Origin of the sequence: Microbacterium sp. NPDC091382, assembly GCF_044757025.1 — a bacterium.
GTDB lineage: Bacteria > Actinomycetota > Actinomycetes > Actinomycetales > Microbacteriaceae > Microbacterium.
Map to the genome: position 1 here is coordinate 1,324,519 of NZ_JBIVUD010000001.1, position 25,515 is coordinate 1,350,033.

At 70.3% G+C, this 25,515-nt stretch carries 22 protein-coding genes and 1 tRNA gene; 14 read left to right on the forward strand and 9 right to left on the reverse strand.

Going from position 1 to position 25,515, the window contains the following annotated elements:
* Window positions 1-48 precede the first annotated feature (48 nt).
* Window positions 49-738, forward strand: coding sequence for a FadR/GntR family transcriptional regulator (locus tag ACIQLK_RS06385; RefSeq protein WP_400363533.1), 690 nt, complete (start codon window positions 49-51; stop codon window positions 736-738).
* Here the strand turns inward: ACIQLK_RS06385 and ACIQLK_RS06390 are convergent.
* Window positions 698-2,101: an aspartate ammonia-lyase gene (locus tag ACIQLK_RS06390; protein ID WP_400363534.1), complete on the reverse strand. Its 1,404-nt coding sequence runs from the start codon at window positions 2,099-2,101 to the stop codon at window positions 698-700. The two genes, ACIQLK_RS06385 and ACIQLK_RS06390, sit on opposite strands and share 41 nt — an antisense overlap.
* Window positions 2,102-2,273: 172 nt before the next feature.
* Between ACIQLK_RS06390 and ACIQLK_RS06395 the strand changes: the two genes are divergently transcribed.
* From ACIQLK_RS06395 to recR, 4 genes are read left to right on the forward strand one after another with little or no spacing between them, the layout of a single operon-like run.
* Window positions 2,274-3,776 (forward strand): amino acid permease, encoded by a 1,503-nt coding sequence (locus ACIQLK_RS06395; RefSeq protein WP_400363535.1) that lies wholly within the window; start codon window positions 2,274-2,276, stop codon window positions 3,774-3,776.
* Window positions 3,773-4,735, forward strand: coding sequence for an asparaginase domain-containing protein (locus ACIQLK_RS06400; protein WP_400363536.1), 963 nt, complete (start codon window positions 3,773-3,775; stop codon window positions 4,733-4,735). Before ACIQLK_RS06395 ends, ACIQLK_RS06400 begins: the two co-directional genes overlap by 4 nt.
* Window positions 4,732-6,813, forward strand: coding sequence for a DNA polymerase III subunit gamma and tau (locus tag ACIQLK_RS06405; protein ID WP_400363537.1), 2,082 nt, complete (start codon window positions 4,732-4,734; stop codon window positions 6,811-6,813). The genes ACIQLK_RS06400 and ACIQLK_RS06405 overlap by 4 nt, the downstream gene beginning before the upstream one ends.
* A gap of 3 nt (window positions 6,814-6,816) precedes the next feature.
* Entirely contained in the window at window positions 6,817-7,410 is a 594-nt protein-coding gene (gene recR, locus ACIQLK_RS06410) for a recombination mediator RecR (RefSeq protein ID WP_065571315.1), read from the forward strand.
* Window position 7,411: 1 nt separating this feature from the next.
* Here the strand turns inward: recR and ACIQLK_RS06415 are convergent, their stop codons facing one another.
* Both ACIQLK_RS06415 and ACIQLK_RS06420 read right to left on the reverse strand, forming a co-directional pair.
* Window positions 7,412-7,810 carry a hypothetical protein gene (locus ACIQLK_RS06415; protein WP_400363538.1) on the reverse strand — a complete coding sequence of 133 codons (399 nt, stop codon included), beginning with the start codon at window positions 7,808-7,810 and terminating at the stop codon, window positions 7,412-7,414.
* 19 nt (window positions 7,811-7,829) lie between these two features.
* Window positions 7,830-9,221: a threonine/serine exporter ThrE family protein gene (locus ACIQLK_RS06420; RefSeq protein ID WP_400363539.1), complete on the reverse strand. Its 1,392-nt coding sequence runs from the start codon at window positions 9,219-9,221 to the stop codon at window positions 7,830-7,832.
* A 141-nt stretch (window positions 9,222-9,362) separates the two neighbouring features.
* Here ACIQLK_RS06420 and ACIQLK_RS06425 point away from each other — a divergent pair, with 141 nt between their 5' ends.
* A complete protein-coding gene (locus tag ACIQLK_RS06425; RefSeq protein ID WP_400363540.1) occupies window positions 9,363-10,649 on the forward strand; it encodes an aspartate kinase in 1,287 nt (428 codons plus the stop codon).
* A gap of 3 nt (window positions 10,650-10,652) precedes the next feature.
* Here the strand turns inward: ACIQLK_RS06425 and ACIQLK_RS06430 are convergent, their stop codons facing one another.
* Window positions 10,653-11,396 (reverse strand): SDR family oxidoreductase, encoded by a 744-nt coding sequence (locus tag ACIQLK_RS06430; protein WP_400363541.1) that lies wholly within the window; start codon window positions 11,394-11,396, stop codon window positions 10,653-10,655.
* Between the two features lie 76 nt (window positions 11,397-11,472).
* On the opposite strand from ACIQLK_RS06430, the gene sigJ reads away from it, so the two are divergent.
* The 4 genes from sigJ to ACIQLK_RS06450 all read left to right on the forward strand — a co-directional run bounded on the left by sigJ (window position 11,473) and on the right by ACIQLK_RS06450 (window position 15,880).
* Complete coding sequence (gene sigJ / locus ACIQLK_RS06435) at window positions 11,473-12,354, forward strand: RNA polymerase sigma factor SigJ (RefSeq protein ID WP_400363542.1); 882 nt, start codon at window positions 11,473-11,475, stop codon at window positions 12,352-12,354.
* 123 nt (window positions 12,355-12,477) lie between these two features.
* Window positions 12,478-13,548 (forward strand): aspartate-semialdehyde dehydrogenase, encoded by a 1,071-nt coding sequence (locus ACIQLK_RS06440; RefSeq protein ID WP_400363543.1) that lies wholly within the window; start codon window positions 12,478-12,480, stop codon window positions 13,546-13,548.
* 133 nt (window positions 13,549-13,681) lie between these two features.
* Complete coding sequence (locus tag ACIQLK_RS06445) at window positions 13,682-15,232, forward strand: malate:quinone oxidoreductase (RefSeq protein WP_400363545.1); 1,551 nt, start codon at window positions 13,682-13,684, stop codon at window positions 15,230-15,232.
* Between the two features lie 9 nt (window positions 15,233-15,241).
* Window positions 15,242-15,880, forward strand: coding sequence for a thymidine kinase (locus ACIQLK_RS06450; protein ID WP_400363547.1), 639 nt, complete (start codon window positions 15,242-15,244; stop codon window positions 15,878-15,880).
* A gap of 4 nt (window positions 15,881-15,884) precedes the next feature.
* Here the strand turns inward: ACIQLK_RS06450 and ACIQLK_RS06455 are convergent, their stop codons facing one another.
* The 4 genes from ACIQLK_RS06455 to ACIQLK_RS06470 form a co-directional block, all read right to left on the reverse strand.
* On the reverse strand, window positions 15,885-16,640 hold the full coding sequence (locus ACIQLK_RS06455; RefSeq protein ID WP_400363548.1) for an HAD-IIB family hydrolase: 756 nt from the start codon (window positions 16,638-16,640) through the stop codon (window positions 15,885-15,887).
* Between the two features lie 87 nt (window positions 16,641-16,727).
* Window positions 16,728-16,801, reverse strand: a tRNA-Pro gene (locus tag ACIQLK_RS06460).
* A gap of 16 nt (window positions 16,802-16,817) precedes the next feature.
* On the reverse strand, window positions 16,818-17,783 hold the full coding sequence (locus ACIQLK_RS06465; RefSeq protein ID WP_400363550.1) for a metallophosphoesterase: 966 nt from the start codon (window positions 17,781-17,783) through the stop codon (window positions 16,818-16,820).
* Window positions 17,780-20,467 carry a transglycosylase domain-containing protein gene (locus ACIQLK_RS06470; protein WP_400363551.1) on the reverse strand — a complete coding sequence of 896 codons (2,688 nt, stop codon included), beginning with the start codon at window positions 20,465-20,467 and terminating at the stop codon, window positions 17,780-17,782. Before ACIQLK_RS06470 ends, ACIQLK_RS06465 begins: the two co-directional genes overlap by 4 nt.
* Before the next feature lie 98 nt (window positions 20,468-20,565).
* On the opposite strand from ACIQLK_RS06470, the gene ACIQLK_RS06475 reads away from it, so the two are divergent.
* Together ACIQLK_RS06475 and ACIQLK_RS06480 are read left to right on the forward strand one after the other, a co-directional pair.
* Window positions 20,566-20,784 carry a DUF4177 domain-containing protein gene (locus ACIQLK_RS06475; RefSeq protein WP_065571304.1) on the forward strand — a complete coding sequence of 73 codons (219 nt, stop codon included), beginning with the start codon at window positions 20,566-20,568 and terminating at the stop codon, window positions 20,782-20,784.
* Window positions 20,784-21,251, forward strand: a complete 468-nt coding sequence (locus ACIQLK_RS06480; protein ID WP_400363552.1) for a RidA family protein — start codon at window positions 20,784-20,786, stop codon at window positions 21,249-21,251. Before ACIQLK_RS06475 ends, ACIQLK_RS06480 begins: the two co-directional genes overlap by 1 nt.
* 18 nt (window positions 21,252-21,269) lie before the next feature.
* Here ACIQLK_RS06480 and acs read toward each other — a convergent pair whose 3' ends face one another.
* The gene (gene acs / locus ACIQLK_RS06485) at window positions 21,270-23,243 is read right to left on the reverse strand and encodes an acetate--CoA ligase (RefSeq protein WP_400363553.1); all 1,974 of its coding nucleotides are present in this window, start codon (window positions 23,241-23,243) and stop codon (window positions 21,270-21,272) included.
* A gap of 368 nt (window positions 23,244-23,611) precedes the next feature.
* Here acs and ACIQLK_RS06490 point away from each other — a divergent pair, with 368 nt between their 5' ends.
* Together ACIQLK_RS06490 and ACIQLK_RS06495 are read left to right on the forward strand one after the other, a co-directional pair.
* Entirely contained in the window at window positions 23,612-24,601 is a 990-nt protein-coding gene (locus ACIQLK_RS06490; protein WP_400363555.1) for a TadA family conjugal transfer-associated ATPase, read from the forward strand.
* Window positions 24,598-25,488, forward strand: a complete 891-nt coding sequence (locus ACIQLK_RS06495; protein ID WP_400363557.1) for a type II secretion system F family protein — start codon at window positions 24,598-24,600, stop codon at window positions 25,486-25,488. Before ACIQLK_RS06490 ends, ACIQLK_RS06495 begins: the two co-directional genes overlap by 4 nt.
* Window positions 25,489-25,515 lie beyond the last annotated feature (27 nt).

The window sequence follows — 25,515 nt, forward strand, 5'->3', positions numbered from 1 at the left end:
TTAGGCTGACCGGATGGCATGCGTGACGAGGCGGACCGGGGGAGTTCGATGAGCTCGCCGTCCGTCGGTGCCCGCGCCGCCGACGGTGTCTTCGACGGGCTCCGCGAGGACATCGTCGCGGGACGTCTCGCGGTGGGCGACAGGCTTCCCTCCGAGGCAGCGCTCGCCGAGCAGTACGGCGTCAGCCGCCCCAGCGTGCGCGAGGCCATCCGCTCGCTGCAGGCACTCGGCCTCACCCGCACGCGCACCGGCAGCGGGACGTACGTGGTCTCGGACCGTCCTGCTCTCTCCCTCGGATACGGCGACTTCTCGTCGCGCGATCTCAGCGAAGCCCGTCCGCACATCGAGGTTCCCGCCGCGGGTCTCGCCGCGGAGCGGCGCACCGACGAGCAGCGCGCGGAGCTCGTCGCCCTGTGCGACCGCATGGACGCCACGACCGACCCGGGGAAGTGGGTCGAGCTCGATTCGCGCTTCCACGTGCTCGTGGCCGAGGCATCGGGCAACGCGGTCTTCGCGCGCGCGGTCGGCGACATCCGCGACGCCCTCAGCCACCAGTCGGGCGTCGTCAACCTCATCGCGCACCGCCGTGAGCCGTCGTCCCGCGAGCACCGCGCCATCGCCGAGGCGATCGGCATCGGGTCGGCGATCGAGGCCCGCGAGGCCATGCGCGCGCACCTCGGAGCCGTCGAGCGCGTCGTCAGCCCGCTGACGCCGTCGGAACCAGCTTCTCGGGGCTGAGCGCCGCCGCGAGGGATGCCGGGTCCAGCAGCCCGCGCTCGAGCACGACGTCGGGAACCGAGCGACCCGAGCGCAGGGCTTCGCCGGCGACCTCGGTGGCGGCGCGGTAGCCGATGAGAGGGTTCAGTGCGGTCGCGAGTCCGATCGAATCGCTGACGCGTGCGGCCATGACCTCGGGACGGGCCTGGATGCCGCTGACGCAGCGCTCGGCGAGCAGGCGACAGGCGGCGGTCAGGTGCGCGATGCTCTGCGACAGGGCGCGGACGATGACCGGCTCGAAGGCGTTGAGCTGCAGCTGGCCGGCCTCGGCGGCGAGGGTGACGGCGAGGTCGTCGGCGATCACCGTGTACGCGACCTGTGTCACCATCTCGGGGATGACGGGGTTCACCTTGCCGGGCATGATGCTCGACCCCGCCTGAAGGGCGGGGAGGGTGATCTCGCCGAGGCCGGCACGGGGTCCCGACGACAGCAGTCGCAGGTCGTTGCAGGTTTTGGAGAGCTTGACCGCGATCCGCTTGAGCATGCCCGACAGGTGCACGAAGGCGCCGGGATCCTGCGTCGCCTCGACGAGGTCGGTCGCGGGCGTGAAGGGGCGGCCGGTGAGTCGCGCGAGGTGCGAGACGGCGAGCGGCCCGTACCCTGCGGGCGCATTCAGTCCCGTGCCGATGGCCGTCGCACCGAGGTTGACCTCGAGCAGGAGCCGTGCTGACTCGCGCAGGCGCTCCCGGTCCTCGTCGAGCATGACCGCGAACGCGCCGAACTCCTGACCGAGCGTCATCGGTACGGCGTCCTGCAGCTGCGTCCGACCGATCTTCACGTACCCGCCGAACTCGGCCGCCTTCGCGGCGAAGGCATCGTGGAGGACGCCCATGGCGGCATCCAAACCGTCGACGCCCTCCGCGAGCGCGACGTCGATCGCCGAGGGGTACGCGTCGTTGGTCGACTGGCTGAGGTTCACGTGATCGTTCGGGTGCAGATGCGCGTACTCGCCCTTCGAATGCCCGAGAATCTCGAGCGCGCGGTTCGCGATGACCTCGTTGGCGTTCATGTTCGTCGAGGTGCCCGCACCGCCCTGGATGACGTCGACGACGAACTGGTCCGCGAGGGCGCCCCCGCGGATCTCACGGCAGGCCGCCGCGATGGCGTCGGCGCGAGCGGTGTCGAGCAGGCCAAGGTCGCGGTTGGCGAGGGCGGCGGCCTCTTTGACGAATGCGAGGCCGCGCAGCAGGAACGGGTAGGTGCCGATCGGCACGCCCGTCACCGGGAAGTTGTCACGGGCGCGCGAGGTGTGCACCCCCCAATACGCGTCGGCGGGGATCTCAGCCGGTCCCAGCAGGTCGTTCTCGGTGCGCGTCGTGGTCATGTCGATCTCTTCCTTGAGGGGCGAACGCGGCAAACCTATCAGACAGATTAGACATTCTTCACCGCGGCGACTTGACGAGAAGAGTGTTTGCGGTGTTCAGTTGACCAAACCTGTAAGGCAGATATCACATCCCGTGCGGCGATGACGCCCGCGGTCGAGAAAGTGGGTTCCCATGACGACGGAGTCGACCTCCCCGAAGACGGATGCGGCGATGCTGCGCACCGCCTCGATCGCGCAGGCCGAGGGTGCGGGCTTCCACAAGGGTCTTCGGCCGCGCCAGATCCAGATGATCGCGATCGGCGGCGCGATCGGGACGGGCCTGTTCATGGGCGCCGGCGGACGACTCGCGACGGCTGGCCCTGCGCTCGTCCTCGTCTACGCAGTCTGCGCCGTCTTCGCGTTCCTCGTGATGCGCGCACTCGGCGAGCTGATCCTGCACCGCCCCTCGACCGGGTCCTTCGTCTCGTACGCTCGGGAGTTCTACGGCGAGAAGATGGCCTTCGCCGCCGGGTGGATGTACTGGCTCAACTGGGCCATGACCTCCGTCGCCGACGTCACGGCCGTCGCGCTCTACATGAACTTCTTCAAGCAGTACGTACCCGTGCTCGCCGGCATCCCGCAGTGGGTCTTCGCGCTCGTCGCGCTCGTCCTCGTCCTCGCTATGAACCTGCTCTCGGTCAAGGTCTTCGGCGAGCTCGAGTTCTGGTTCGCGATCATCAAGGTCGCCGCGCTCGTCACGTTCCTCGTCGTCGGCATCTTCTTCGTCGTCACCGGCACCCCCGTCGCGGGGACCACGCCCGGTTTCCACCTGATCGCCGACAACGGCGGAGTGTTCCCGAACGGCATCCTCCCCGCCCTCATCGTCGTCCAGGGCGTCGTCTTCGCCTACGCGTCGATCGAGCTCGTCGGCACGGCCGCGGGCGAGACCGAGAACGCCCGCACGATCATGCCGAAGGCCATCCGCGCGGTCGTGTTCCGCCTCGCGGTCTTCTACGTCGGCTCGGTGCTGCTGTTCACGCTGCTGATGCCGTTCACGAGCTACAAGTCGGGCGAGAGCCCGTTCGTGACCTTCTTCGGCTCCATCGGCGTCGAGGGCGCCGACGTGATCATGAACCTCGTCGTCCTCACCGCCGTCGTGTCGTCGCTGAACGCCGGGCTGTACTCGACCGGCCGCATCCTGCACTCGATGGCCGTCACCGGATCGGCGCCCGCGCCCCTCATGCGCATGAACCGCGCCGGTGTACCCTACATGGGCATCGCGGTCACCGCGGCCGTCACCCTGCTCGGCGTCGTGCTCAACGCGGTGGTCCCCTCGCAGGCGTTCGAGATCGCCCTGAACGTGTCGGCGCTCGGCATCATCAGCGCGTGGGGCGTCATCATCCTGTGCCAGATCAAACTGCAGCGGCTGGCGAGCGCGGGCGTGATGGAGCGCCCCTCGTTCCGGATGCCGGGGGCGCCCTACACGGGCTGGATCACCCTCGCCTTCCTCGCCTCGGTCATCGTCCTCATGGCGTTGGACTTCCCGATCGGGACGTTCACGGTGGGCTCGCTGATCGTCATCGTGCCGGCGCTCATCGGCGGCTGGTTCCTGCTGCGCGACCGCATCAGGATGCTGGCGGCCGAGCAGACCGGCACGATCGCCGCCCTGCAGCGCACCGACGAGAGCGGCGCGTGAGCACGCAGCACCTGGTCGTCATCGCGACCGGCGGCACCATCGCGAGCCGCCGGTCCCCGGACGGATCGAGCGCTCCCGTCCTCGGCGGGGGCGCTCTGCTCCACGGGCTGGCGCCCGACGACGACGTCCGCGTCGTCGATGCTCTCGCCGCCGACTCGTCGACCTTCACCCTCGCCGACATGCAGCACATCGTCGACGCGGTGGCGGACGCCGTCGCCGATGAGGCGGTCCGCGGCATCCTGGTCCTGCACGGGACGGATTCTCTCGAGGAGACCTCTCTGCTGGCGGCGATCCAGGTCGGCACTCCGCGGATCCCCGTCGTCTTCACGGGTGCCCAGTTCACCGCGGATGACCCCGCCTCGGACGGTCCCGACAACATACGCGTCGCGCTCGCAGCGACCCGGGCCGCCGTCCCCGGCGTGTGGGTCGCGTTCGGCGGGCGCATCCTCTCCACCTGGGGTCTCTCGAAACTGACCACGGACCGCGCCGACGCCTTCGGCCACGCCCGGAAGGATGCCGCGACGCCCCCGCACGCCGTCGGCGACGTGTCACGCCTGCGGGTCGACGTCGTGGCGCTGCCTCCGGGCGCCGACGACGTCCACCTGAGGGCGAGCCTCGCGGCGGGCGCCGCCGGCGTCGTCCTCGAAGCGCTCGGGTCGGGGAACACGACCCCCACGGTCGTCGACGCCGTGCGCGACGCGGTCGCCGACGGCATCCCGGTCGTCGTCTCGAGCCGCGTGCCGCGGGGACTGCTCGTCCCGTCGTACGGCGGGGGAGGGGGAGGAGCCGACCTCGCCGCGGCGGGGGCGCTGCACTCGCCGACCCTGCGTCCGGGGCAGGCGCGCATCCTGCTTGCGGCGATGCTGGCGGCGGGCGCCGACCGCGAGGCGATCGCCGCCGCGGTTCAGGGACGAGCACCGGATCGGATGTCGGTGCCACGCCGTAGTCTGTTGTGGTGACCACCGCTCTGTACCGCCGCTATCGCCCGGAGACCTTCGGCGAGATGATCGGTCAGAGCCAGGTGACCGAGCCGCTCATGACGGCGCTGCGCAGCGACCGTGTCGGTCACGCGTACCTCTTCTCGGGCCCCCGCGGCTGCGGCAAGACGACGTCCGCGCGCATCTTGGCGCGCTGCCTCAACTGCGCGCAGGGCCCCACCGACACCCCGTGCGGCACGTGCGACTCGTGCGTCGAGCTCAGTCGCGGCGGCGGCGGGTCGCTCGACGTCGTCGAGATCGACGCGGCATCCCACAACGGCGTCGACGACGCGCGCGACCTGCGCGAGCGCGCCGTGTTCGCGCCCGCCCGCGACCGGTTCAAGATCTTCATCCTCGACGAGGCCCACATGGTCACGGCGCAGGGTTTCAACGCGCTCCTGAAGCTCGTCGAGGAGCCGCCCGCGCACGTCAAGTTCATCTTCGCGACGACCGAGCCCGAGAAGGTCATCGGCACGATCCGCTCGCGCACCCACCACTACCCGTTCCGTCTCGTCGCACCGGCCGCGATGCTCGAGTACGTCGAGCAGCTGTGTGCGACGGAGGGGGTGTCGGTCGAGCCGGGCGTGCTGCCCCTCGTCGTCCGCGCGGGCGGCGGATCGCCGCGCGACACCCTGTCGCTGCTCGATCAGCTCATCGCCGGGTCCGAGGACGGCGCCGTCGGGTACGAGCGCGCCGTCGCGCTCCTGGGGTACACGCACGCGGAGCTCCTCGACGAGGTGGTCGACGCCTTCTCGTCGCACGACGCGGCGGCCGCGTTCGGCGCCGTCGACCGCGTCGTGCAGACCGGGCAGGATCCGCGACGCTTCGTCGACGACCTCCTCGAACGCTTGCGCGACCTCATCATCGTCGCCGCGACCGGCGAGGGCGCGCGCGCGGTGCTGCGGGGCGTTCCCGTCGACGAGCTCGAGCGCATGGCGCGTCAGGCGTCCGCCTTCGGCACCGACCGGCTCTCGCGCATCGCCGACCTGGTGGTGACGGCGCTCGACGACATGACGGGCACGACCTCGCCCCGCCTGCAGCTCGAACTGCTCGTGGCTCGCGTCCTCGCGGCGACGGATGCCGGCGCTCCCGCGGCGGCCGTCTCGGCGGCGGCGCCGGCTGCCCAGCCGCCGGCGGCTGGACCGGCCCGCGCTCAGGCTCCGGCCGCGTCGCCGGCGTCCGCCCCCGCGGCCGCGCAGACTCCCGCTGCCGCGCAGACTCCCGCTGCCGCGCAGGCTTCCTCGCCCGCGTCTGCTGCCGCTCCCGAGCCGCCGGTGCCCACCGGGCCCGTCACCTTCGAGCAGATCCGCGACTCGTGGCCCGAGATCCTGCGCCGGCTCGAGGACATCAGCCGCACCTCCTGGATGATCGCCACGGCCTCGCGCCCTGTCGCCTACGCCGAGGGGGACATCCTGACGCTGTCCTTCCAGAGCCACTCCGACGTGCAGTCGTTCAAGAAGCTTTCCGCCGGCAAGGGCCCGAGCGAGGACCTGCGCAGCGCGATCCTGTCGGTGCTCGGCGTGCGCGTGAAGTACCTCACGCGCCACGACACCGACCCGACCCCGCCGCCGCCGGGAGGCGTCGGACCCGACGCGCCGCCGGAGCCCGACGCGCCCGAGGGCGGCTACGGCGTCACTCCCGTCGCGGCATCCCGTCCCACCGCCGCGCCACGGTCCGCGCCGGCCGCGGCAGCGCCCGTGACCGAGTGGGCGGTTGCGCCGATCCCGTCCGGGGACGGTGCGCCCTCGGCGCAGTTCGCCGTCGACGAGGAGCCAGAGGACGCCGCCCCCGCGCCGATTCGCACGCTCACGGTGCAGCGCGAGGGAGATGTCCTCCCCGCCGAGGCACCCGACGACGACGAAGACGACGTGCCCCCGCCGGTGGACGCCGACGCTCCGGTGCCCGTCCACTCGCCGCCGCCGCCGCGTCTCGCGCCGGAGCCGCCCCGCGGGCCCCGCCCGGGCGGGATCGAGCGGGTCGGTGAGGCAGCCGTCCGCCAGCTCCTCGGCGCGCGCTTCGTCCGCGAAGAGCCGTACACCCCTCCGACGAGGTTCAACTGACCCATGTACGACGGCATCGTCCAAGACCTGATCGACGAGTTCGGGCGCCTTCCCGGCATCGGCCCGAAGTCGGCGCAGCGCATCGCATTCCACATCCTGCAGACACCCTCGTTCGACGTGTCCCGACTGGCGCAGCTGCTCTCGGAACTCCGTGAGCGCGTCCGATTCTGCGAGATCTGCGGCAACGTCTCCGAGCAGACCCAGTGCTCGATCTGCCGCGATCCGCGCCGTGATCGCACCTTCATCTGCGTCGTCGAAGACGCGAAGGACGTCTCGGCGATCGAGCGGACCCGTGAGTTCCGCGGGCTCTATCACGTGCTCGGGGGTTCGATCAGTCCCATGGCGGGCATCGGACCCGACGACCTGCGCATCGCGCAGCTCATGCAGCGCCTCGCCGACGGCACGGTGACCGAGGTCATCCTCGCCACCAACCCGAACCTCGAGGGCGAGGCCACGGCGACCTACCTCAGTCGGCTGCTTCGCACCCTCGAGATCAGCGTCACGCGGCTGGCGTCCGGGCTGCCGGTCGGCGGCGATCTGGAGTACGCCGACGAGGTCACCCTCGGCCGTGCGTTCGAAGGCCGTCGCGCGGTCTGAATCAGTCGATCGGGGCGAAGAGCTCCGGTTCCTGCGCGAGCGTTCGCCCGATGGCCGCGAGGATGTCGTCGTCCTCGATCCGGTACTCGTCGTCGACGCGCTCCTCGGCCTCGTTCCATGCGTCCTCGTCGCCGATGCCGGCAGTCTCCTCGTATTCCGCGGCGGCGCGATCGACGGCCTCGGCGGTCGGCTCGAGGCCCAGGGTGCGATACCCCTCGGCCACGAGGTCGAGCGGGAAGTCCTCTTCGGCGGAGTGCGCGTCGATCGCGTTCCAGAAGCCACTGCCCTGGACCGTGGCGTGGAAGGTCAGAACACGTCGGACAGCGAGGTCGCCCGGCAGGGAGATGGGCTCGTCGAGGTCGACGGCACGGTTCCAGATCGCGTCACTCGCAGAGCTCATGCGGCGAGCCTAGGGGAGCTCAGGAGCGCTCGCGCGCACGGGCCCGGATGACGGTGCCGAGCGAGGCGCGCAGCGGCTGGCCGACGTAGATGCCGAGCGACGCGCCGACAGCGAGGGCGATCCCGATGGTCGCCGCCGAGGCGAGCGTGGTGAACCCCTCCAGGAGGAAGGCGGTGCTGCTCCCGGACTCCACCACTCCGAGGAGCCCGCGGAAGACCGCGGCACCCGGAACCATCGGGAGGATCGCCGCCGTCGTGATCGCGACCGACGGCACGTGCAGGCGGTACGCCGCCAGGATGCCGACGAGGCTGCCCGCGAAGGCCCCGACGCCGCTGGCGGCCGCCGTCTCGAATCCGAGAGCGGATGCCGCCGTGTACCCCGCCCAGGCGACGACGCTCAGAGCGACGCTGACCAGGACGACTCGAAGACCCGCGCCGTTGTAGATCGTCACCGAGACGGCGATGAGGGCGGCGCCCACGAACTGCAGCGGCAGCGGTCCGAACGGCAGCGGATCGTTCGGGACGTCCATCCCGGCGCCGACCACGCGGGCGGTCTCGAGACCGGCGAGGATGCCGAGGACGACGCCGAGGGTCTGCGTCATGAGCTCGAGGATGCGGCCCGTCGCCGTCAGCGCGAACCCGTCGATCGCGTCCTGTGCGGCGCCGACCACCGTCAGGCCCGCGAGCATCAGGACGATCCCCGACGCCACGATCACCGTCGGTCTGATGTCCTGCGCGACCGGCCATCCGGTCGCCTCGAGGCTCGGCGCGACGGCGGCGATGAGCGTCAGCACGAAGGCGCCGGCGACCTGGCTGAAGAAGAACGGGACGTGCACCCGGCCGAGCAGGAACTGCGTGATCGCGGCGCCGCCCGCGGCGACGAAGGAGAGCAGGATGACGAGCCAGTTCGCCCCGAACATGAGCGCGACGCCGACGGCGAGGAGCGCCTGGGCGGTGACGATGACGGGCGGGTGGTACGCGAACGGCGTGCGGCGCACGATGCGGAACTCGGCACGGGCGGCGTCGACCGGCATCCCGCCTCGGATCTGCGCGACGAGCGCTTGCAGACGCTGCAGGCGGGCATGATCGGGGGCCTGGCTGCGGACGACGCGCATGAGGGTGATCGGCTTGTCGGCGCCGCTTCGGTGATGCGCGACGGTGATCGAGTTGTAGCTGACGTCGACGTGCACGGGATCGAGCCCGTAGACGCCGGCGACCCGCACGATCGTGAGCGTGACCTCGCTCGCGGGCGCACCCGAGGCGAGCATCGATTCTCCGATGCGGATGCTGAGATCGAGGACTCCGACGGCGAAGGCGTCGTCGATCACCGGCAGCATCTCGGTGTGCGGCGCCGAGTTCTCGGGGGACCGGACGAGCGCCTGCAGCGACGTGAAGAACTGGCGTCGTCCCATGCCTGCCAGCCTAAATGAGCCGCCCTCGTCGTAGCGCCGACGTCACATGGCGGTCGCGGTACGAGGCGCTCCGTAGGATGGTGCACGGGCGTGCGTCACCGCCCGCCGGCTGCGTCCGGCATCCACCCGGGAGTATCCGACATGGCCCTGATCGTCCAGAAGTACGGCGGTTCGTCCGTCGCCGACGCCGAGAGCATCCGCCGCGTCGCGAAGCGGATCGTCGACGCGCGACGTGCCGGTCACGACGTCGTCGTCGCCGTCAGCGCGATGGGCGACACGACCGACGAGCTGCTCGACCTGGCCTCCCAGGTCTCGCCGCTGCCGGCGCCGCGCGAACTCGACATGCTGCTCTCGAGCGGTGAGCGCATCTCGATGGCGCTCCTGGCGATGGCGATCAACTCGATGGGCTTCGAAGCCCGCTCGTTCACGGGCAGCCAGGCCGGCATGATCACCGACAGCTCGCACGGCGCCGCGCGCATCGTCGATGTCACCCCCGTCCGCGTGCGCGAGGCGCTCGACGAGGGGGCGATCGTCATCGTCGCCGGCTTCCAGGGCTTCAGCCGCGACACCCGCGACATCACGACGCTCGGCCGCGGAGGGTCCGACACGACCGCCGTCGCGCTCGCCGCCGCGCTGAACGCCGACGTCTGCGAGATCTACAGCGACGTCGACGGCATCTTCACCGCCGATCCCCGCGTCGTGCCGAAGGCGCGCAAGCTCGCGACCGTCACCTCCGAGGAGATGCTCGAGCTCGCCGCGAACGGCGCGAAGGTGCTGTACATCCGCGCCGTCGAGTTCGCCCGCCGTCACGGCGTCATGATCCACGCCCGCTCGACCTTCAGCTCGGGCGTCGGCACCTATGTTCTCGGTGCGGGGATGACCGCCCCCGACCACGAAGAGGGAGAAGAGATGGAAGAGCCCATCGTCACCGGTGTCGCCACCGACCTCAGCCAGGCCAAGATCACCGTCGTCGGTGTGCCCGACGTCCCCGGCAAGGCCGCCGACATCTTCAAGATCGTGGCGAAGTCCGGAGCGAACGTCGACATGATCGTGCAGAACGTGTCGGCCGCCGCGACCGGTCGCACCGACATCTCCTTCACGCTCCCCAAGGCCGAAGCGTCCACGGCGCTGCGTGCGCTGTCGGTCGAGCAGGGCACCGTCGGTTTCGACAAGCTCGTCCACGACGACCAGATCGGCAAGCTGTCGGTCGTCGGCGCCGGCATGCGCACCCACTCCGGCGTCTCGGCCACCCTTTTCGAGGCGCTGTCGACGACGGGCGTCAACATCGAGATGATCTCGACGTCGGAGATCCGCATCTCGGTCGTCGTCCGCGGGGACGACCTCGCCGAGGCGGCGCGCGTCGTGCACACCGCCTACGGTCTCGACGGCGACACCGAAGCCGTCGTCCACGCCGGCACCGGTCGCTGATGGTCACCGCCGAGCGCTGAGCCACTCGTCGAACGTCGGTCCGGCGATCGTCGCGTCCGGCCCCGGAAGCGCCAGGCCCTCACGCATGCCGCGCATCTGCGGGCCCGGAATGCTCACCGCGATGACGGGGCGCCGCGAATCGTCCCGATGCACCCAGGTCCGGATCATCCGGTCCAGTCGCTCCTCGCGCGGGCCCGCAAGGTCCGCCACCCGTCCCTGGGGATTCGCGGCGGCAAGATCGACGAGCCGCCTCGCGACGTCGGCCGCCGCCACCGGCTGCACCCTCGCCCGCGGTGCCAGCTGCACCGGTCCGAGACGGGCCTGCGAGGCGACCTGGCCGGCGAACTCATGGAACTGCGTCGCTCGCAGGATGCTCCACGGCACCGCACCTTCCTGGAACAGTCGCTCCTGCAGCAGCTTGCCGGCGTAGTACCCGTTGGGGTTCCGGTCGATGCCGACGATCGAGAGCAGCACCGCATGGCCGACTCCGGCACTCGCCGCTGCAGCGAGGAGGGTGCCGGATGCCGCCCGGAAGAACTCCGTCGAGGTCGCCGCGCTGGTCGTCCCGACGCTCGACGCGTCCACGACCGCCTCCGCTCCCGCCAGGGCGCGCTCGACGCTCGCTCGGTCCCGCAGATCCACCCCCACCGCTCTCGAGAGGACGGCGACCTCGTGCCCGCCTGCCCGCGCCTGCTCCACGACGAGTCGTCCGACCGTTCCCGTCCCGCCTGCCACTGCGATCTTCATGTCGCCCCTTCCGAAGGTGTGTCACTGTGGTGACGAAGCAGCCTCCCCGGATGTGAGGCCGAGGACGGAGATCGCGATGACGGATGCCGCAACCCGCCCGGTCGACGACGTCGACGCCCACCGTCGCACGCTCGTCGCGGCGGCCTACCGCATGCTCGGGACGCTCGCCGACGCCGAGGATGCCGTGCAGGAGGCCTACGTGCGGTGGATCCGGATGAGCGAGGACGAGCGAGCGACCATCGTCAACCCCGGGGGCTGGCTCATGCGCGTGACGGGACGGATCTGCCTCGACGTCCTCGGCTCCGCGCGGGCGCGGCGCGAGACGTACGTGGGGGAGTGGCTGCCCGAGCCGGTGCCGGTCGGCACGAACAGCGACGACCCCGCCGACGTCGTCGTCATGGCGGAGGGGGTATCCACCGCTCTCCTGGTGGTGCTGGAGACGCTCACCCCCGCCGAGCGTGTGGCGTTCGTGCTGCACGAGGCGTTCGCGATGTCGTTCGCGGATGTCGCCGGGGTGCTCGGGCGGTCCGCGGCCGCCTGCCGACAGCTCGCGGCATCCGCACGTCGTCACGTCGGACGCCGCGCCGGAGCAGGCGTCCCGCGGAGCCGTCACGACGAACTGGTCGCAGCCTTCGCAGCCGCCAGCGCGACGGGAAGCCTCGACGCCCTCGTCCGCGTGCTCGCCCCCGAGGTCGTGCTGATCTCGGACGGCGGCGGCGTCGTGTCGGCCGCGCGGCGACCGGTCCGGGGAGCGGACCACGTCGCGCGGTTCCTCCTGGGGCTGGCGGCGAAGCAGCCGACGGCGGAATACGAGCCTGCCGTCACCGGAGACGGGCTCGGGTTCGCGATCCGGATCGATGGGGTCGTCGCCGCCGCCGTGACCTTCGCGACCGATGACGAGCGGATCACCGACGTGTGGATGATGCGCAATCCCGAGAAGCTCCGCGCGTGGGCGTGACGTCCCGCGGCGACACATGCGGATGGCGGTACCCGGCGCGCCGGTAGAATCGCCGGAACCCGCTCTCCTGCGCCCTGTCGCGACGTGCCGTCGCGCGGCGCCGCACCCCCGAGGAACCGCACCATGACCGTCTTCTCCGAATCGGGATTCTCCGTCGCCGTCGTCGGCGCCACCGGCCAGGTCGGGACGGTGATGCGCGACATCCTCGTCGACCGTGCGTTCCCGATCCGCGAGCTCCGCCTGTTCGCGACGGCACGTTCGGCGGGTTCCACGATCGCGGTCGACGGTCGCGAGGTCGTCGTCGAGGACGTCGCGACGGCGGACCCCACCGGCATCCAGATCGCGCTCTTCTCGGCGGGTGCCACGGGGTCGCGCGCGCACGCTCCGCGCTTCGTCGAGGCCGGGGCCGTCGTCATCGACAACTCGAGCGCCTGGCGCATGGACCCCGAGGTGCCCCTCGTGGTCAGCGAGGTCAACCCGCACGCGATCCACGACCTGCCCAAGGGCATCATCGCCAACCCGAACTGCACGACGATGGCCGCGATGCCCGTGCTGAAGCCGCTGCACGTCGAGGCGGGCCTCGTCCGACTCACGGTCAGCACCTACCAGGCGGTCTCGGGCTCGGGCCTCGCCGGAGCCGAAGAGCTCCTCGGCCAGGTCGAGTCCGCCGTCGCGCAGGGCGGGGCCATCGGGCTCGTCCACGACGGCGACGCGGTGCAGTTCCCCGAGCCCCAGAAGTACGTCGCGCCCATCGCGTTCAACGTCATCCCCTTCGCGGGCAGCCTCGTCGACGACGGCGACAACGAGACCGACGAGGAGAAGAAGCTCCGCAACGAGAGCCGCAAGATCCTCGAGCTCCCCGACCTCCGCGTCGCCGGCACCTGCGTCCGCGTCCCGGTGTTCACCGGTCACTCCCTCTCGATCCACGCCGAGTTCGCACAGGACATCACGCCCGATCGCGCGCGTGAGATCCTCGCGGATGCCGCCGGCGTCGCGCTCGCCGACGTGCCCACGCCGCTGGCCGCCGCCGGCGCCGACCCGAGCCTCGTGGGTCGCATCCGCGCCGACCAGTCCGCACCGGAGGGCAAGGGGCTCGTGCTGTTCATCAGCAACGACAACCTCCGCAAGGGCGCCGCGCTGAACGCCGTCCAGATCGCCGAGCTCGTCGCCGCAGACCTCGCCGCCCGCGTCTGAGGACGGATGCCGGGTCCCGCCGCTCGCGGTCGGGCACCCGGCATCCGCCTTTCATCTGGGGAAAGATCCCGCTTTCCTGCCGCCTCGGCGGGTGGTGGGCGGCGACCCGGGGCGCGCCGGAGACGTAGACTGGATGACCGTGACTGACAATCCCGGAGCAGACGATCAGGCCGCAGAGAACGCCGCGGCAACCGGCCCCGCCGCAGTGAGTCCGACGGACACGTACGACGCGCTGCTCATCGGCGGCGGCATCATGAGCGCCACCCTCGGCACCCTCCTGCAGCAGCTGGAGCCGGACTGGAAGATCGGCGTCTTCGAGCGCCTCTCCGAGGTCGCGCAGGAGTCCTCCAACGCGTGGAACAACGCCGGCACGGGCCACGCCGCCCTCTGCGAGCTGAATTACACGCCCGAGGGCCCGGACGGCACGATCGACCCCGCGAAGGCGATCGGGATCAACGAGCAGTTCCAGCAGTCGCGTCAGCTGTGGAGTGCGCTCATCGAGCGTGGGATCCTCGATGAGCCGTCCACCTTCATCAACGCCACGCCGCACATGACGTTCGTCCGAGGCGAGAAGGATGTCGCGTTCCTCAAGAAGCGCTACGAGGTGCTCAAGGAGCAGCCGCTGTTCGCCGGGATCGAGTACTCCGAGGACTCCCGCGTCATCAACGAGTGGGCGCCGCTGCTCATGCAGCAGCGCCGCAAGGGCGAGCCGTTCGCGGCCACGCGCGTTCCCGCCGGCACCGACGTCGACTTCGGCTCGCTGACGCGTCAGCTCTTCGAGCACCTGGCGGCGTCCGGCGTGGACGTCGAGACGAACCGCGAGGTCCGGAACCTCACGCGTCAGAAGGACGGCACGTGGGAGGTCACCTACCGCCACACGGTCGGTCGCACGCCCGGCAAGGTCCGGGCGCGCTTCGTCTTCGTGGGCGCCGGCGGCTGGGCCATCAAGCTGCTGCAGCGCTCCGGTATTCCCGAGATCTCCGGCTACGGCGTGTTCCCGATCGGTGGTCAGTGGCTGAAGACCTCGAAGCCCGAGCTCGTCGCGCAGCACAAGGCCAAGGTCTACTCGCAGGCATCCGTCGGTGCGCCGCCCATGTCGGTCCCGCACCTCGACACGCGTGTCGTCGACGGTGAGGCGTCCCTGTTGTTCGGTCCCTTCGCGACGTTCAGCCCGAAGTTCCTGAAGAACGGCCGGATGACCGACATCGTCGCCCAGGTGCGCCCCGGCAACATCCTGCCGATGCTGAAGGTCGCCATCGACAACCCCGGCCTCATCAAGTACCTCATCGGCGAGCTGCTCAAGGGTCACGGCAAGAAGGTGGACTCTCTCCGCGACTTCATGCCCAGCGCCCGCGACGAGGACTGGGAGCTGCTGCAGGCCGGTCAGCGCGCCCAGGTCATGAAGAAGGACCCGAAGAAGGGCGGCGTGCTGCAGTTCGGCACCGAGGTCGTCAGCTCCGCCGACGGATCGATCGCAGGCCTCCTGGGGGCGTCTCCGGGCGCCTCGACGGGTGCGTCGATCATGCTCGGGCTGCTGAAGACGTGCTTCCCCGACCGTCTCGCCGCGTGGGAGCCCGCGCTGAAGGCGCTCATCCCCACCTACGGTCAGACGCTCAACACGTCCCCCGAGACCGCTCACGAGGTGCTGCAGAAGACCGCAGCCGCGCTGCAGATCAACGTCTGAGACGCGCCCGTGGCGAAGCTGTACTTCCGCTACGGCGCGATGAACTCGGGCAAGTCGACGGCTCTGCTGCAGGCGGCCTTCAACTACGAGGAGCGCGGACAGCATGTGCTGCTGGCCAAGCCCGAGATCGACACGAAGGGCGCCGACCAGATCTCGAGCCGTCTCGGCGTCGAGCGCACGGTCGACTTCCTCATCGGGCCGGACGACGACGCCCGGGAACTGTTCGCCGAGCACCGGCGTCGCGTCCAGCGCGAGGCGGAGGCGGCGCTCGTCCCCGATGTCCGGACGGACGTGGCCTGCCTGCTCGTGGACGAGGCCCAGTTCCTCACGCCGGAGCAGATCGACGATCTGCTCCGGATCACGGTGAGCGACGGCATCCCGGTCCTCGCCTACGGCATCCGGACCGACTTCCAGACCCGGGCCTTCCCGGGATCGGCGCGCCTCATGGAACTCGCGCACAGCCTGGAGGAGCTCAAGACGATCTGCCGCTGCGGCAGCAAGGCGCTGTTCAACGCGCGCCTCGTGGGCGGGCGGTTCGTCTTCGACGGTGACCAGGTCGCGATCGACGAGCTCTCACCCGACCGCGTCACCTACGAGTCGATGTGCGCCCGGTGCTACCTGCGCGAATCGGGCGACCGCCTGCGCTGACGTCTCAGAGCGTGGGGATCAGGTCGTCGAGGAAGGCCGCGGTGTCCTCCCAGCCTTCGACGGCGTGACAGGTGACACCCATGGCCAGGACGGGGTAATCGTTGCCGTGCTCGTCGAGACGGTCGCCGACGAAGAGCATGTCGTCCAGAGGGATGCCGGTCTGCTCGGCGAGCTTGCGCATGCCGTACGCCTTGTCGATCCCCCGGTGCGTGATGTCGACCGACGTCGATCCGCCCGAGCGGACTTCGAGGTCGGGGATGCGGGCGGCCACGGCGTCGCGAAGTGCGTTCTTCTTCTCGCCCGTCGGATCCCACGCGGTCTTGGCGTCCAGGGGAGCGGACTGGCCGAGGGCCGAGAACGTGATCTGGGAGCCGCGGTCCTCGAGGATGGGGCCCCACGTCTCGCTCTCCCAGAGGCCGAGGCGCCTGGCCTCCTCCTCGACCGCAGCGAGGGCGCGCGACTTCTCGTCGTCGGTCAGCGAGAGCGCGTACACCGTCTCGATGCCGTCCGGGGTGAGCCGGTAGTACTGCGTGCCGCAGGTGGGCATCAGGTGCAGGCGCGCGAGGGTCGCGGCATCCGCGTCGGGCAGCTTCTGCACCACCTGCGTCTGGAACTGCTGCAGCTGCCCGCCCGAGATGATCGCGACCTCGACGCGCGCGGCGAGGCGCAGGAGGAGCTCACCCATTCGCGGGTCGATCGCGGTCTTGGACGGCGCGAGCGTGTCGTCGAGGTCGAAGGCGACGAGGCGGGGAGAGGTCATGGTGCTCCGGTTCCGTGGAAGGTGCGATGGCCCCTCCGAGGAGGGATGCGAAAGGCCCCGCCGGAATCCGGCGGAGCCTCTCTGCGGTCGGGGTGACAGGATTTGAACCTGCGGCCTCGTCGTCCCGAACGACGCGCGCTACCAAGCTGCGCCACACCCCGTGGCAACCCTCCAAGCTTACCCTGCCGACCGCCTCTCGGGCGAATCGTCGGCGCGTCGAGCGCGCAGGACGAGGACGGATGCCTCGGGCCGGCACCCGAACCGGACGGGCGCGTAGATGGAGTGGCCGAGCCCGGCGCTGACGTTCAGCGGCACGGAGCGTCCGCCGTGGGTCCAGATGCTGCGACCTCGGGCCTGGTCGAGCGGGATGTCGCAGTTGGCGACGAGCGCCTTCTTCGCGAACGGGATGCGGACCTGGCCCCCGTGCGTGTGACCGGCCAGGAGCAGGTCGGCGCCGGCATCCGTGAACGCGTTCAACACGCGCTGGTACGGCGCGTGCGTCACGCCCAGACGCAGGCGGGGGGAGTCGTCTCCCGGGAGCGCCTCGAAGGCCGCGGTGGCCGCCTCGAGGTCGTCCCACTCCCGGTGCGCGTCGTCGACGCCGAGCGCGTCCACGCGCAGGCCGGCCGCGCGGATGCTCGCGGCTGTGTTGTCGAGGATGGTCTGCCCGAGGTCGCTCAGGTACGCGTCCAGCGCGGCCGTGTCGAGCGCGCGGGCCTGCACGGGGTGATCGGACGGCCCGGTGAAGTACTTCAGCGGATTACGTCCGCTGGGGGCCACCTTGTCGTTCGAGCCATGGACGACGAAGCCGGGCACGCCGCGGAGGGGTTCGAAGGCCGCACGGATGCCGCGGATCCCGTCGTCGTGCCCGAGGTTGTCGCCGGTGTTGACGACGAGGTCAGGCTGCACGGCGTCCGCGAGGTCGGCGATCCACCGCTGCTTGCGGTGCTGCCACGGAGCCATGTGCGCGTCCGACAGGTGCAGGACGGTCAGCGACGCGGAGCCCTCGGGCAGGACGGCGAGCTCGTGACGACGCACCGTGAACAGGTATCGCTCGATGCCCATGCCCCACACGGTCGCCGAGACGCCGGCCGCCCCCACCGCGCCGAGCGCGGTGAGGGCGGTCCGAGACGCCGGACTCACGGGCCGTTGCCGTTGCCGTTGTTGCCGTTCCCGTTTCCGGGGCCGCCGTCGTCGCCGTTGCCGGGACCGCCGTCGTCTCCGCCGCAGTCCTTGGCCTGGAACTGGATCGTGATGGTGTCGTCCCGTCCGACGGTCTGGCCGGCGGCGGGATCGGTCCCGGTCACCACGCCCTCGGGCGGTGCGCCGTCGTTCTGCGTGCAGCTCTGCGCCAGGTTCGTGAACCCCGCGCCGTTGAGCGCCGCCGCAGCCTGCTGCGGGGTTCCGCTCACGCCCGGCACCACGACGCCCTTGCCGTCGCTGGGGCTGATCGTGACCGTCGCGCCGGAGACGACGCGACCGGCGCCGGGGCTCTGGGCGACGATCGTTCCCTCCGCCTCGGGCGAGGCGACCGGGTTGCCGACGGTGACACTGAAGCCGGCCTCCTGGATGCGCTTCGTGGCGGAGTCGACGTCCAAGCCGACCACATTGGGCAGCTGGGCGTAGGAACGCTTGGTCAGCTCCTGGGACGGCTTCGGGAAGGCGGAGCCGCCGAACTCGGCGTTCGCCGCGCGCTGCATGGCGGGCCAGATGGCGTTACGGATGCGCGAGAGGCGGTACCCGCTCACGACGTGCTCGTCGAGGCGCTCGTTCACCCACTCGCCCTTCTTCTTCACCGCGTTGACATTCCCGACCCAGACGGCGGTCGTGACCTTCGAGCTCGACCCGATCATCCACGTGTGGATGAACTCGTGGATGCCGGTCTTCCCGAAGACGGGAACGCCGTCGAACGTCCGGGCGCCGCTGCCGGTGCCGCTGGCGGACATGACGCTCTGCAGGACGTACGCCGCCGTGGCAGCCACGTCCTCGCTCAGCTTCCGCTCGCACTTCGTGTCGGGGATGGGCTGTTCCTTGCCATCCGCGTCCACGACGCGATCGATGGCCTTCGCCGCGCACAGCGTGCCGTTGGACGCGATCGCCGCATAGGCGTTGGCCATGTCGACGGGCGCCACGGCCTGTGACCCGAGCACGTCGTACGGCTGGTTCAGTTCGTCGAGCGGTCCACCGCCGCCGGTGGTGACGCCGAGGTCCATCGCCACGCGGTTCGTGGAGCAGACCGAGATCTTCTCGGCCATGGTCAGGAAGCCGGAGTTCAGCGAGTCCTTCGTGAACCGGGCGACCGTTCCGCTGTATCCGGGGTTCCGCTCGAAGTTGCCGATCTTGTTGGTGCCGTCGGGGGCCTTGCCCGGACCGGTCCACACCGTCTGCGTGTTGCCGTCGCAGGTCTCCACCGTCTTCTTGCCGATGCGGCCGTTCAGGATCTCGTTGACCGAGTGGCCCTGCTGCATCCAGTTGATGAGACTGAAGACCTTGTAGGTCGATCCGGCCGAGTGGCCGCCGCCGCCGTTCGCCACGGGGACGTTGTAGTTGACCTGGGTGGTTCCCTTCTCGCCGACCTGATCGCTCCACGGCCGGTTCTGCACCATGGACAGGACGCGACCCGTTCCCACCTCGACCTGGACGCCCGAGGCACCGAGGTCCATGTAGCTCACGCTGGCCGGAACGACGGAGATCGCCTCGTTCGCCTTCTTCTGCAGGCCGGTGTCCAGGGTGGTGTAGACCTTGAGACCCCCGCGGCGCAGCGTGGCGAGTCGGTCGTTCTCCGTCTTGCCGAACGCCTCGTCCTTCCGGATGATCGACGTGACGTACGCGCAGAAGAACTCCGACCCCTTGGCCACCGAGCAGCCCTGCGGACGCGAGGTGATCTTGGGTGTGATCGGAGCGTCGATCGCCTCGTCGCGCTCGGCCTTGGTGATCTTCTTGTCCTCGAACAGGCGGTTGAGGACGTAGTCCTGCCGCACCTTCGTCAAGCGGTAGCCGTCGTCCTTGCTGTTGACGAGCTCGCCGGCCTTGTTGGTGATCGAGCCCCCGGGCTTGTCGATGCGCAGGGTGTTCGGCTCCTGCACCATGCCGGCGATCACCGCGGCCTGGGCGATCGTGAGCTTGTCGGGCGTCGTGTCGAAGTAGTGGCGGGCAGCGGCGCCGATGCCGTAGACCGAGCCGCCGAAGTGGGCGATGTTGAGGTACCCGATCAGGATCTCGTCCTTCGAGTACTTCTTCTCGAGCTGGATCGCGTAGCGCATCTCCTGGATCTTGCGCTGGTAACCCGAGGTGCCCTGGTTGGCGGTGGTCTCCTTGTAGCAGGCGTACACCTGGTCCTGATCGGTGGCCTTCGCCTCACAGGCCTGCTGCAGGACGTTCTTCACGTACTGCTGGGTGATCGAGGATCCACCGCGGTTCGAGCCGGAGCTCGCGTTCCGCGCGAGGGCGCCGAGCGTGCCGATCAGGTCGATACCGCCATGGGTGTAGAAGTTCTTGTCCTCGCTCGAGAGGATGGCGTCGTACATGACCGGCGCCACCTGGTCGAAGGTGACCGGGATGCGGTTCTGGTCGTAGAACTCGGTGAGCTTGACGTCCTTGCCCTCGTCGTTCTTGGCGTAGACCGTCGTCGGGAGCATGAGCTTCTCGATCTTGAGGTAGCTCGGCATGTCCTCGAACATCTGGATCGCGCTCGAGGCCGCGTACCCGGACACCGCGATCGCGGGAGTGATGGTCGCCGAGACGAGGAGGCCGGCGACGGCGCTGAGGCCGACGAGGCCCATCAGGCCTCCGAGCACACCGGTGGCCGTGCGTTTCGAGTGGGGCATAGGCTGATCGTAAGGGAGATAGCTGGGCGATGCCTCGGTGACGCTCCGTCTGTCGAGCCCGTCAGGGCCGCGCCGCGACGACCTCCGGGAGACCCGAAATGACCACGTGGGAGTACATGACGACCCCGCTGCTGATCCACAACACCGCCGCAATCCTCAACAATTGGGGTAAGCAGGGGTGGGAGCTGGTGCAGGTGGTGACCGGTCCCGAAGGCGGCCTGGTCGGCTACTTCAAGCGACCGTCGGGCGGCGAGGGCTCCGCCAACGCCGGACTGGATGCCGCAGCCGTTGCCGCACGTCAGTTCGGACAGGGCTGATGTCGGTCACCGCGCGGCTGGCTGAACTCGGAATCGAGCTGGGCTCCGTCGTCCCCCCGCTCGCGGCCTACATCCCCGCGAAGGTGCACGGCGATCTCGTCTACACCTCCGGCCAGCTCCCGATGGTCGATGGTGCGATGCCGACGACGGGCAAGGTCGGCGACGGCGAGGGGTGCGTGTCCGCCGACGATGCCGCGTCGCTCGCGCGTCAGTGCGCGCTGAATGCGGTCGCCGCCGCTGCCGCCGCGGTCGGCGGCGTGGATCGGCTGACCGGAGTGGTCAAGGTGACCGGTTTCGTGGCATCCGCGCCCGAGTTCACCGGACACCCCGCCGTGATCAACGGTGCGAGCACCGTGCTCGGCGAGATATTCGGCGACGCGGGCCGGCACGCCCGTTCCGCCGTCGGCGTCGCGGCGCTGCCCATCGACAGCCCGGTCGAGGTAGAGGTCGTCTTCTCCCTCTCCTGACGGCTGCCGGGGGTACGCTCAGCCTTTCTTCGTCACCTGGCCCTCGATGGTGGACATCACCATCGTGTCGGCGAGTGTCGTCGTGTCTCCGACCTCGCGTCCCTCGGCGACGTCGCGGAGGAGACGTCGCATGATCTTGCCGCTGCGGGTCTTGGGAAGCTCGGTGACGATGTACACGTCGCGGGGGCGTGCGATCGGACCGATCTGATCGCCGACCCACGCGCGCAGCGTCTCGACGAGGCCGTCGAGGGAGTTCGCCTTCATGTACGACTCCTTGATGACGCAGAAGGCCACGACCGCCTGACCGGTCGTCTCGTCGGACGCGCCGACGACGGCCGCTTCGGCGACCGCTTCGTTCCCGACGAGCGCGGACTCGATCTCGGTCGTCGACAGGCGGTGTCCGGAGACGTTCATGACGTCGTCGACGCGACCGAGGAACCAGACATCGCCGTCCTCGTCGAGGCGTGCGCCGTCGCCCGCGAAGTAGAAACCCTGATCTGCGAATTTGTCCCAGTAGGTCTCCCGGAACCGCTCCGGGTCGCCCCAGATGCCGCGCAGCATGCTCGGCCACGGTGCGGTCAGGACGAGGAGGCCGCCATTGCCGTTGCCGACCTCGTGGCCCTGGTCGTCCACGACGTCGAGGCTGACGCCGGGGAGCGGGACCTGGGCGCTGCCCGGCTTCGTCTCGGTGAGGCCGGGCAGGGCGGAGACCATGATCGCCCCGGTCTCCGTCTGCCACCACGTGTCGACGATGGGTGCACGGTCGCCGCCGATGACGTGGCGGTACCACATCCAGGCCTCGGGATTGATGGGTTCGCCGACGCTGCCGAGCAGCCGGAGCGACGACAGGTCGTGCTGCTCGGGGATGCTGCGACCGAGCTTCATGAAGGAGCGGATGGCGGTGGGCGCCGTGTACAGGATCGTCACCCCGTACTTCGCGACGATCTCCCACCATCGGCCCGGATGCGGGGTGTCGGGGGTGCCTTCGTAGATGACCTGGGTCGCCCCGTTGGCCAGCGGCCCGTAGGTGACGTACGTGTGCCCCGTGATCCAGCCGATGTCGGCGGTGCACCAGTAGACGTCGGTCTCGGGGTGGAGGTCGTGGACGGCTTTGTTCGTGAACGCCGCCTGCGTGAGATAACCGCCGCTCGTGTGCAGGATGCCCTTGGGCTTCCCGGTCGTTCCCGAGGTGTACAGGATGAACAGGGGGTTCTCGGCGGGGAAGGGCTGCGCGACGTGATCTGCGGATGCCGCGGGTACGAGGTCGTGCCACCAGAGGTCGCGACCCTCCTGCCAGCTCACCTCGTTCCCGGTTCGCTTAATCACCAGGACGTGCTCGACCGTCTCCTGCGGACCGTGGCCGCGGTCGCCGAGTGCCTGATCGACCGCGGGCTTGAGCGGCGAGGCCTTGCCCTTCCGGTAGCCGCCGTCACTCGTGATGACGAGCTTCGCGCCGGCGTCGTCGATGCGGGAGCGCAGGCTGTCGGCGGAGAAGCCGCCGAAGACGACGGAGTGGATCGCGCCGATGCGGGCGACGGCGAGCATCGAGGCGACGGCTTCGGGGATCATCGGCAGATAGATGGCCACCCGGTCGCCGGCCTCGACGCCGAGGTCCGTCAGCACGTTGGCGAGGCGTTTCACCTCGTCGGTGAGTTCGGCGTACGTGACACGGCGTTCGTCGCCGGGCTCGCCCTCCCACAGCAGGGCTACGCGGTCGCCGTTGCCCGATTCCACGTGACGGTCGAGGCAGTTGTACGCGACATTGAGTTCGCCGTCCTCGAACCAGGTGGCGAACGGCGGGTTCGACCAGTCGAGGGTCTTCGTGAAGGGCGTGTTCCAGTGGAGCGCGCGGGCCTGCTCGGCCCAGAACCCCTCGCGGTCGGCGGCCGCAGCGTCGTAGAGGTCGGCGTGCGCGTTCGCCTGCGAGGAGAATTCGCCGGACGGCGCGAAGCGTCGGGACTCGGTGAGGAGGTGGTCGATCTGGCTGCTCATGCGGCGCTCCTTTGCGTGCCGGCCGTCGTGGCCTCGTGCGGCGATGCGGTCACTCTAATTTTCGGCGCGGATGACCGACTACCGCCGTTAGTGGGTGAGGGCGGATTCATAGGGTGGAAAGCGCAGCCGTGGGCGCGAGGAGCGTAAGATACTTACTGCCCGAACATCGATTCGGCTTCGCGATCGCACTGATCCCCCCTGATGCGCGATCGCGTGGGCGGCACCCTTTCCCCCCACTGGGTGCCGCCCTTCTCTTTTTCCGCGCGAGGGCTCCGCCGGCTTCTGCACACCTCAGCCGGGCTGGTCGTCATACACGCCTGCGGTCGCCGGCGTTCGCTCCGTGGGCGGAGCTGCCTAACGTCGCAGGCATGCCGCACCCGTTCATCGTCGCTCGTCGAGGCGCCCGCGCTGCCGCGGATCTGCGCCCGGTGCCGCGGCATCCGGTTGTCGCACCGCTTCGGCGCTACTTGGCGGACCCGGACGTGACGGACGTCTTCGTCAACGGGTCCGACGGTCTTTACATCGACCGGGGCGGGGGCGCGGAGCGCATGCCGGGCTGGGATCTCGACGAGCAGGCCGTGCGCGACCTCGCGGTCGGCCTCATCGCGCTCGGGGGACGCCACCTCGACGACGCCACGCCGTGCGCGGACGTCCGGTGGGAGCACGGGGTCCGCGTGCACGCCGTCCTGCCGCCGATCTCGTGCGCGGGGGCCACGATCTCGATTCGCTTGCCGGGGATGGGGATGCCGGATCTCGACGACCTCGGCCGGCGCGGCGCATTCGATGCCGCGACCGGCTCCCGGTTGGAGCGGCTCGTGGACCGGCTCAGCAACATCCTGGTCACGGGGGCGACGGGCGCGGGCAAGACGACGCTGCTCGCGGCGCTGCTCGGGCGTGTACCGGTCTCGGAGCGGATCGTGACGATCGAGGACGTCGCGGAGCTCCGGATCGCTCACCCGCACCATGTCCGGCTCGAGGCGCGACAGGCGAACCTCGAAGGAGTCGGAGCCATCCCGCTCGGCCGCCTCCTCAGGGAGGCCCTCCGCATGCGGCCCGACCGCCTGGTGGTGGGGGAGTGCCGCGGTGAGGAGGTCCGTGAACTCCTCACGGCTTTGAACACCGGCCATGACGGCGGCGCCGGGACCGTCCACGCGAGCGGTCTCGCCGACGTGCCGGCGCGGCTCGAGGCACTGGGGGCGCTCGCCGGAATGGACGATCGCGCGCTCGCGAGACAGACCGCCAGCGCGATCGGCGCCGTCGTCCACGTGGAACGCGGGTCCGACGGCGTGCGCCGCGTGGTCGGGCTCGCCCGTCCGGTCGTGACGGAGGACCGGCTCGGGATCGAGGCGCTGTCGTGAGGCGGCGAGCGGGCACGCGCGCGGCGTCGGCCGACACGTCCGAGGTCGCCGCTGTCATCCAGCGCCTGGCGGTGCTGCTGCAGGCGGGGATCGCACCGCACGCCGCCTGGCGACATCTCGCCGACGCGGGAGACCCGGCCGCGATCGCCGTATGCGACCGATGGGATGCCGGCGGCTCGGCGGCATCCGCTCTCTCTGAACGTGGGGATGCCTGGCGGCAGATCGGGATCGCGTGGCAGGTCGCAACGGTGGTGGGAGCGCCGCTCGCGATGAGCCTGCGAGGCCTCGCCGAGGCGCTCCGCGATGCGCATCAGGCCCGCGACGACGTGCGGACGGCGCTCGCCGAGCCGCAGACCACGGCGCGGCTCATCTCCTGGCTGCCGCTCGTTGCGCTGGGGCTCGGTGCGGCGCTCGGGTTCGACCCGTTCTCGGCGCTCGCGACCCCTGCCGGTGCCGTCTGCATCGGGGGTGGAGGGCTCCTCATGCTGGTGACTCACCGGTGGACGCGCGCTCTGGTCGCGAGGGCGCAGCCGGGGGAGCAGATCCCGGGCCTCGACGCCGAGGTGATCGCCATCGCGCTGTCCGGCGGCGTGTCCATCCCGCGCGCGATCGAGGTGGCGGCAGCCGCCTCGGGGTGCGAACCGTCCGAGGCGACTCAGGCGGTGCTCGCCCTGTCGCGATCGGCCGGTGCACCCGCGGTGGAGCTGCTGCGAGCGGATGCCGCAGCCCGGCGCCAGGCGGCACGCACCGAGGGACGGCTCCGGGCCGCGACGCTTTCGGGCAGGCTGCTGATCCCGCTGGGCGTCTGCACGCTTCCCGCGTTCCTGCTGCTCGGCGTCGGACCGATGCTGCTGTCCGTGCTCACCACGACTCCGCTCACCCTGTGAGCCCCGACGTGCCCACCATTCACAACC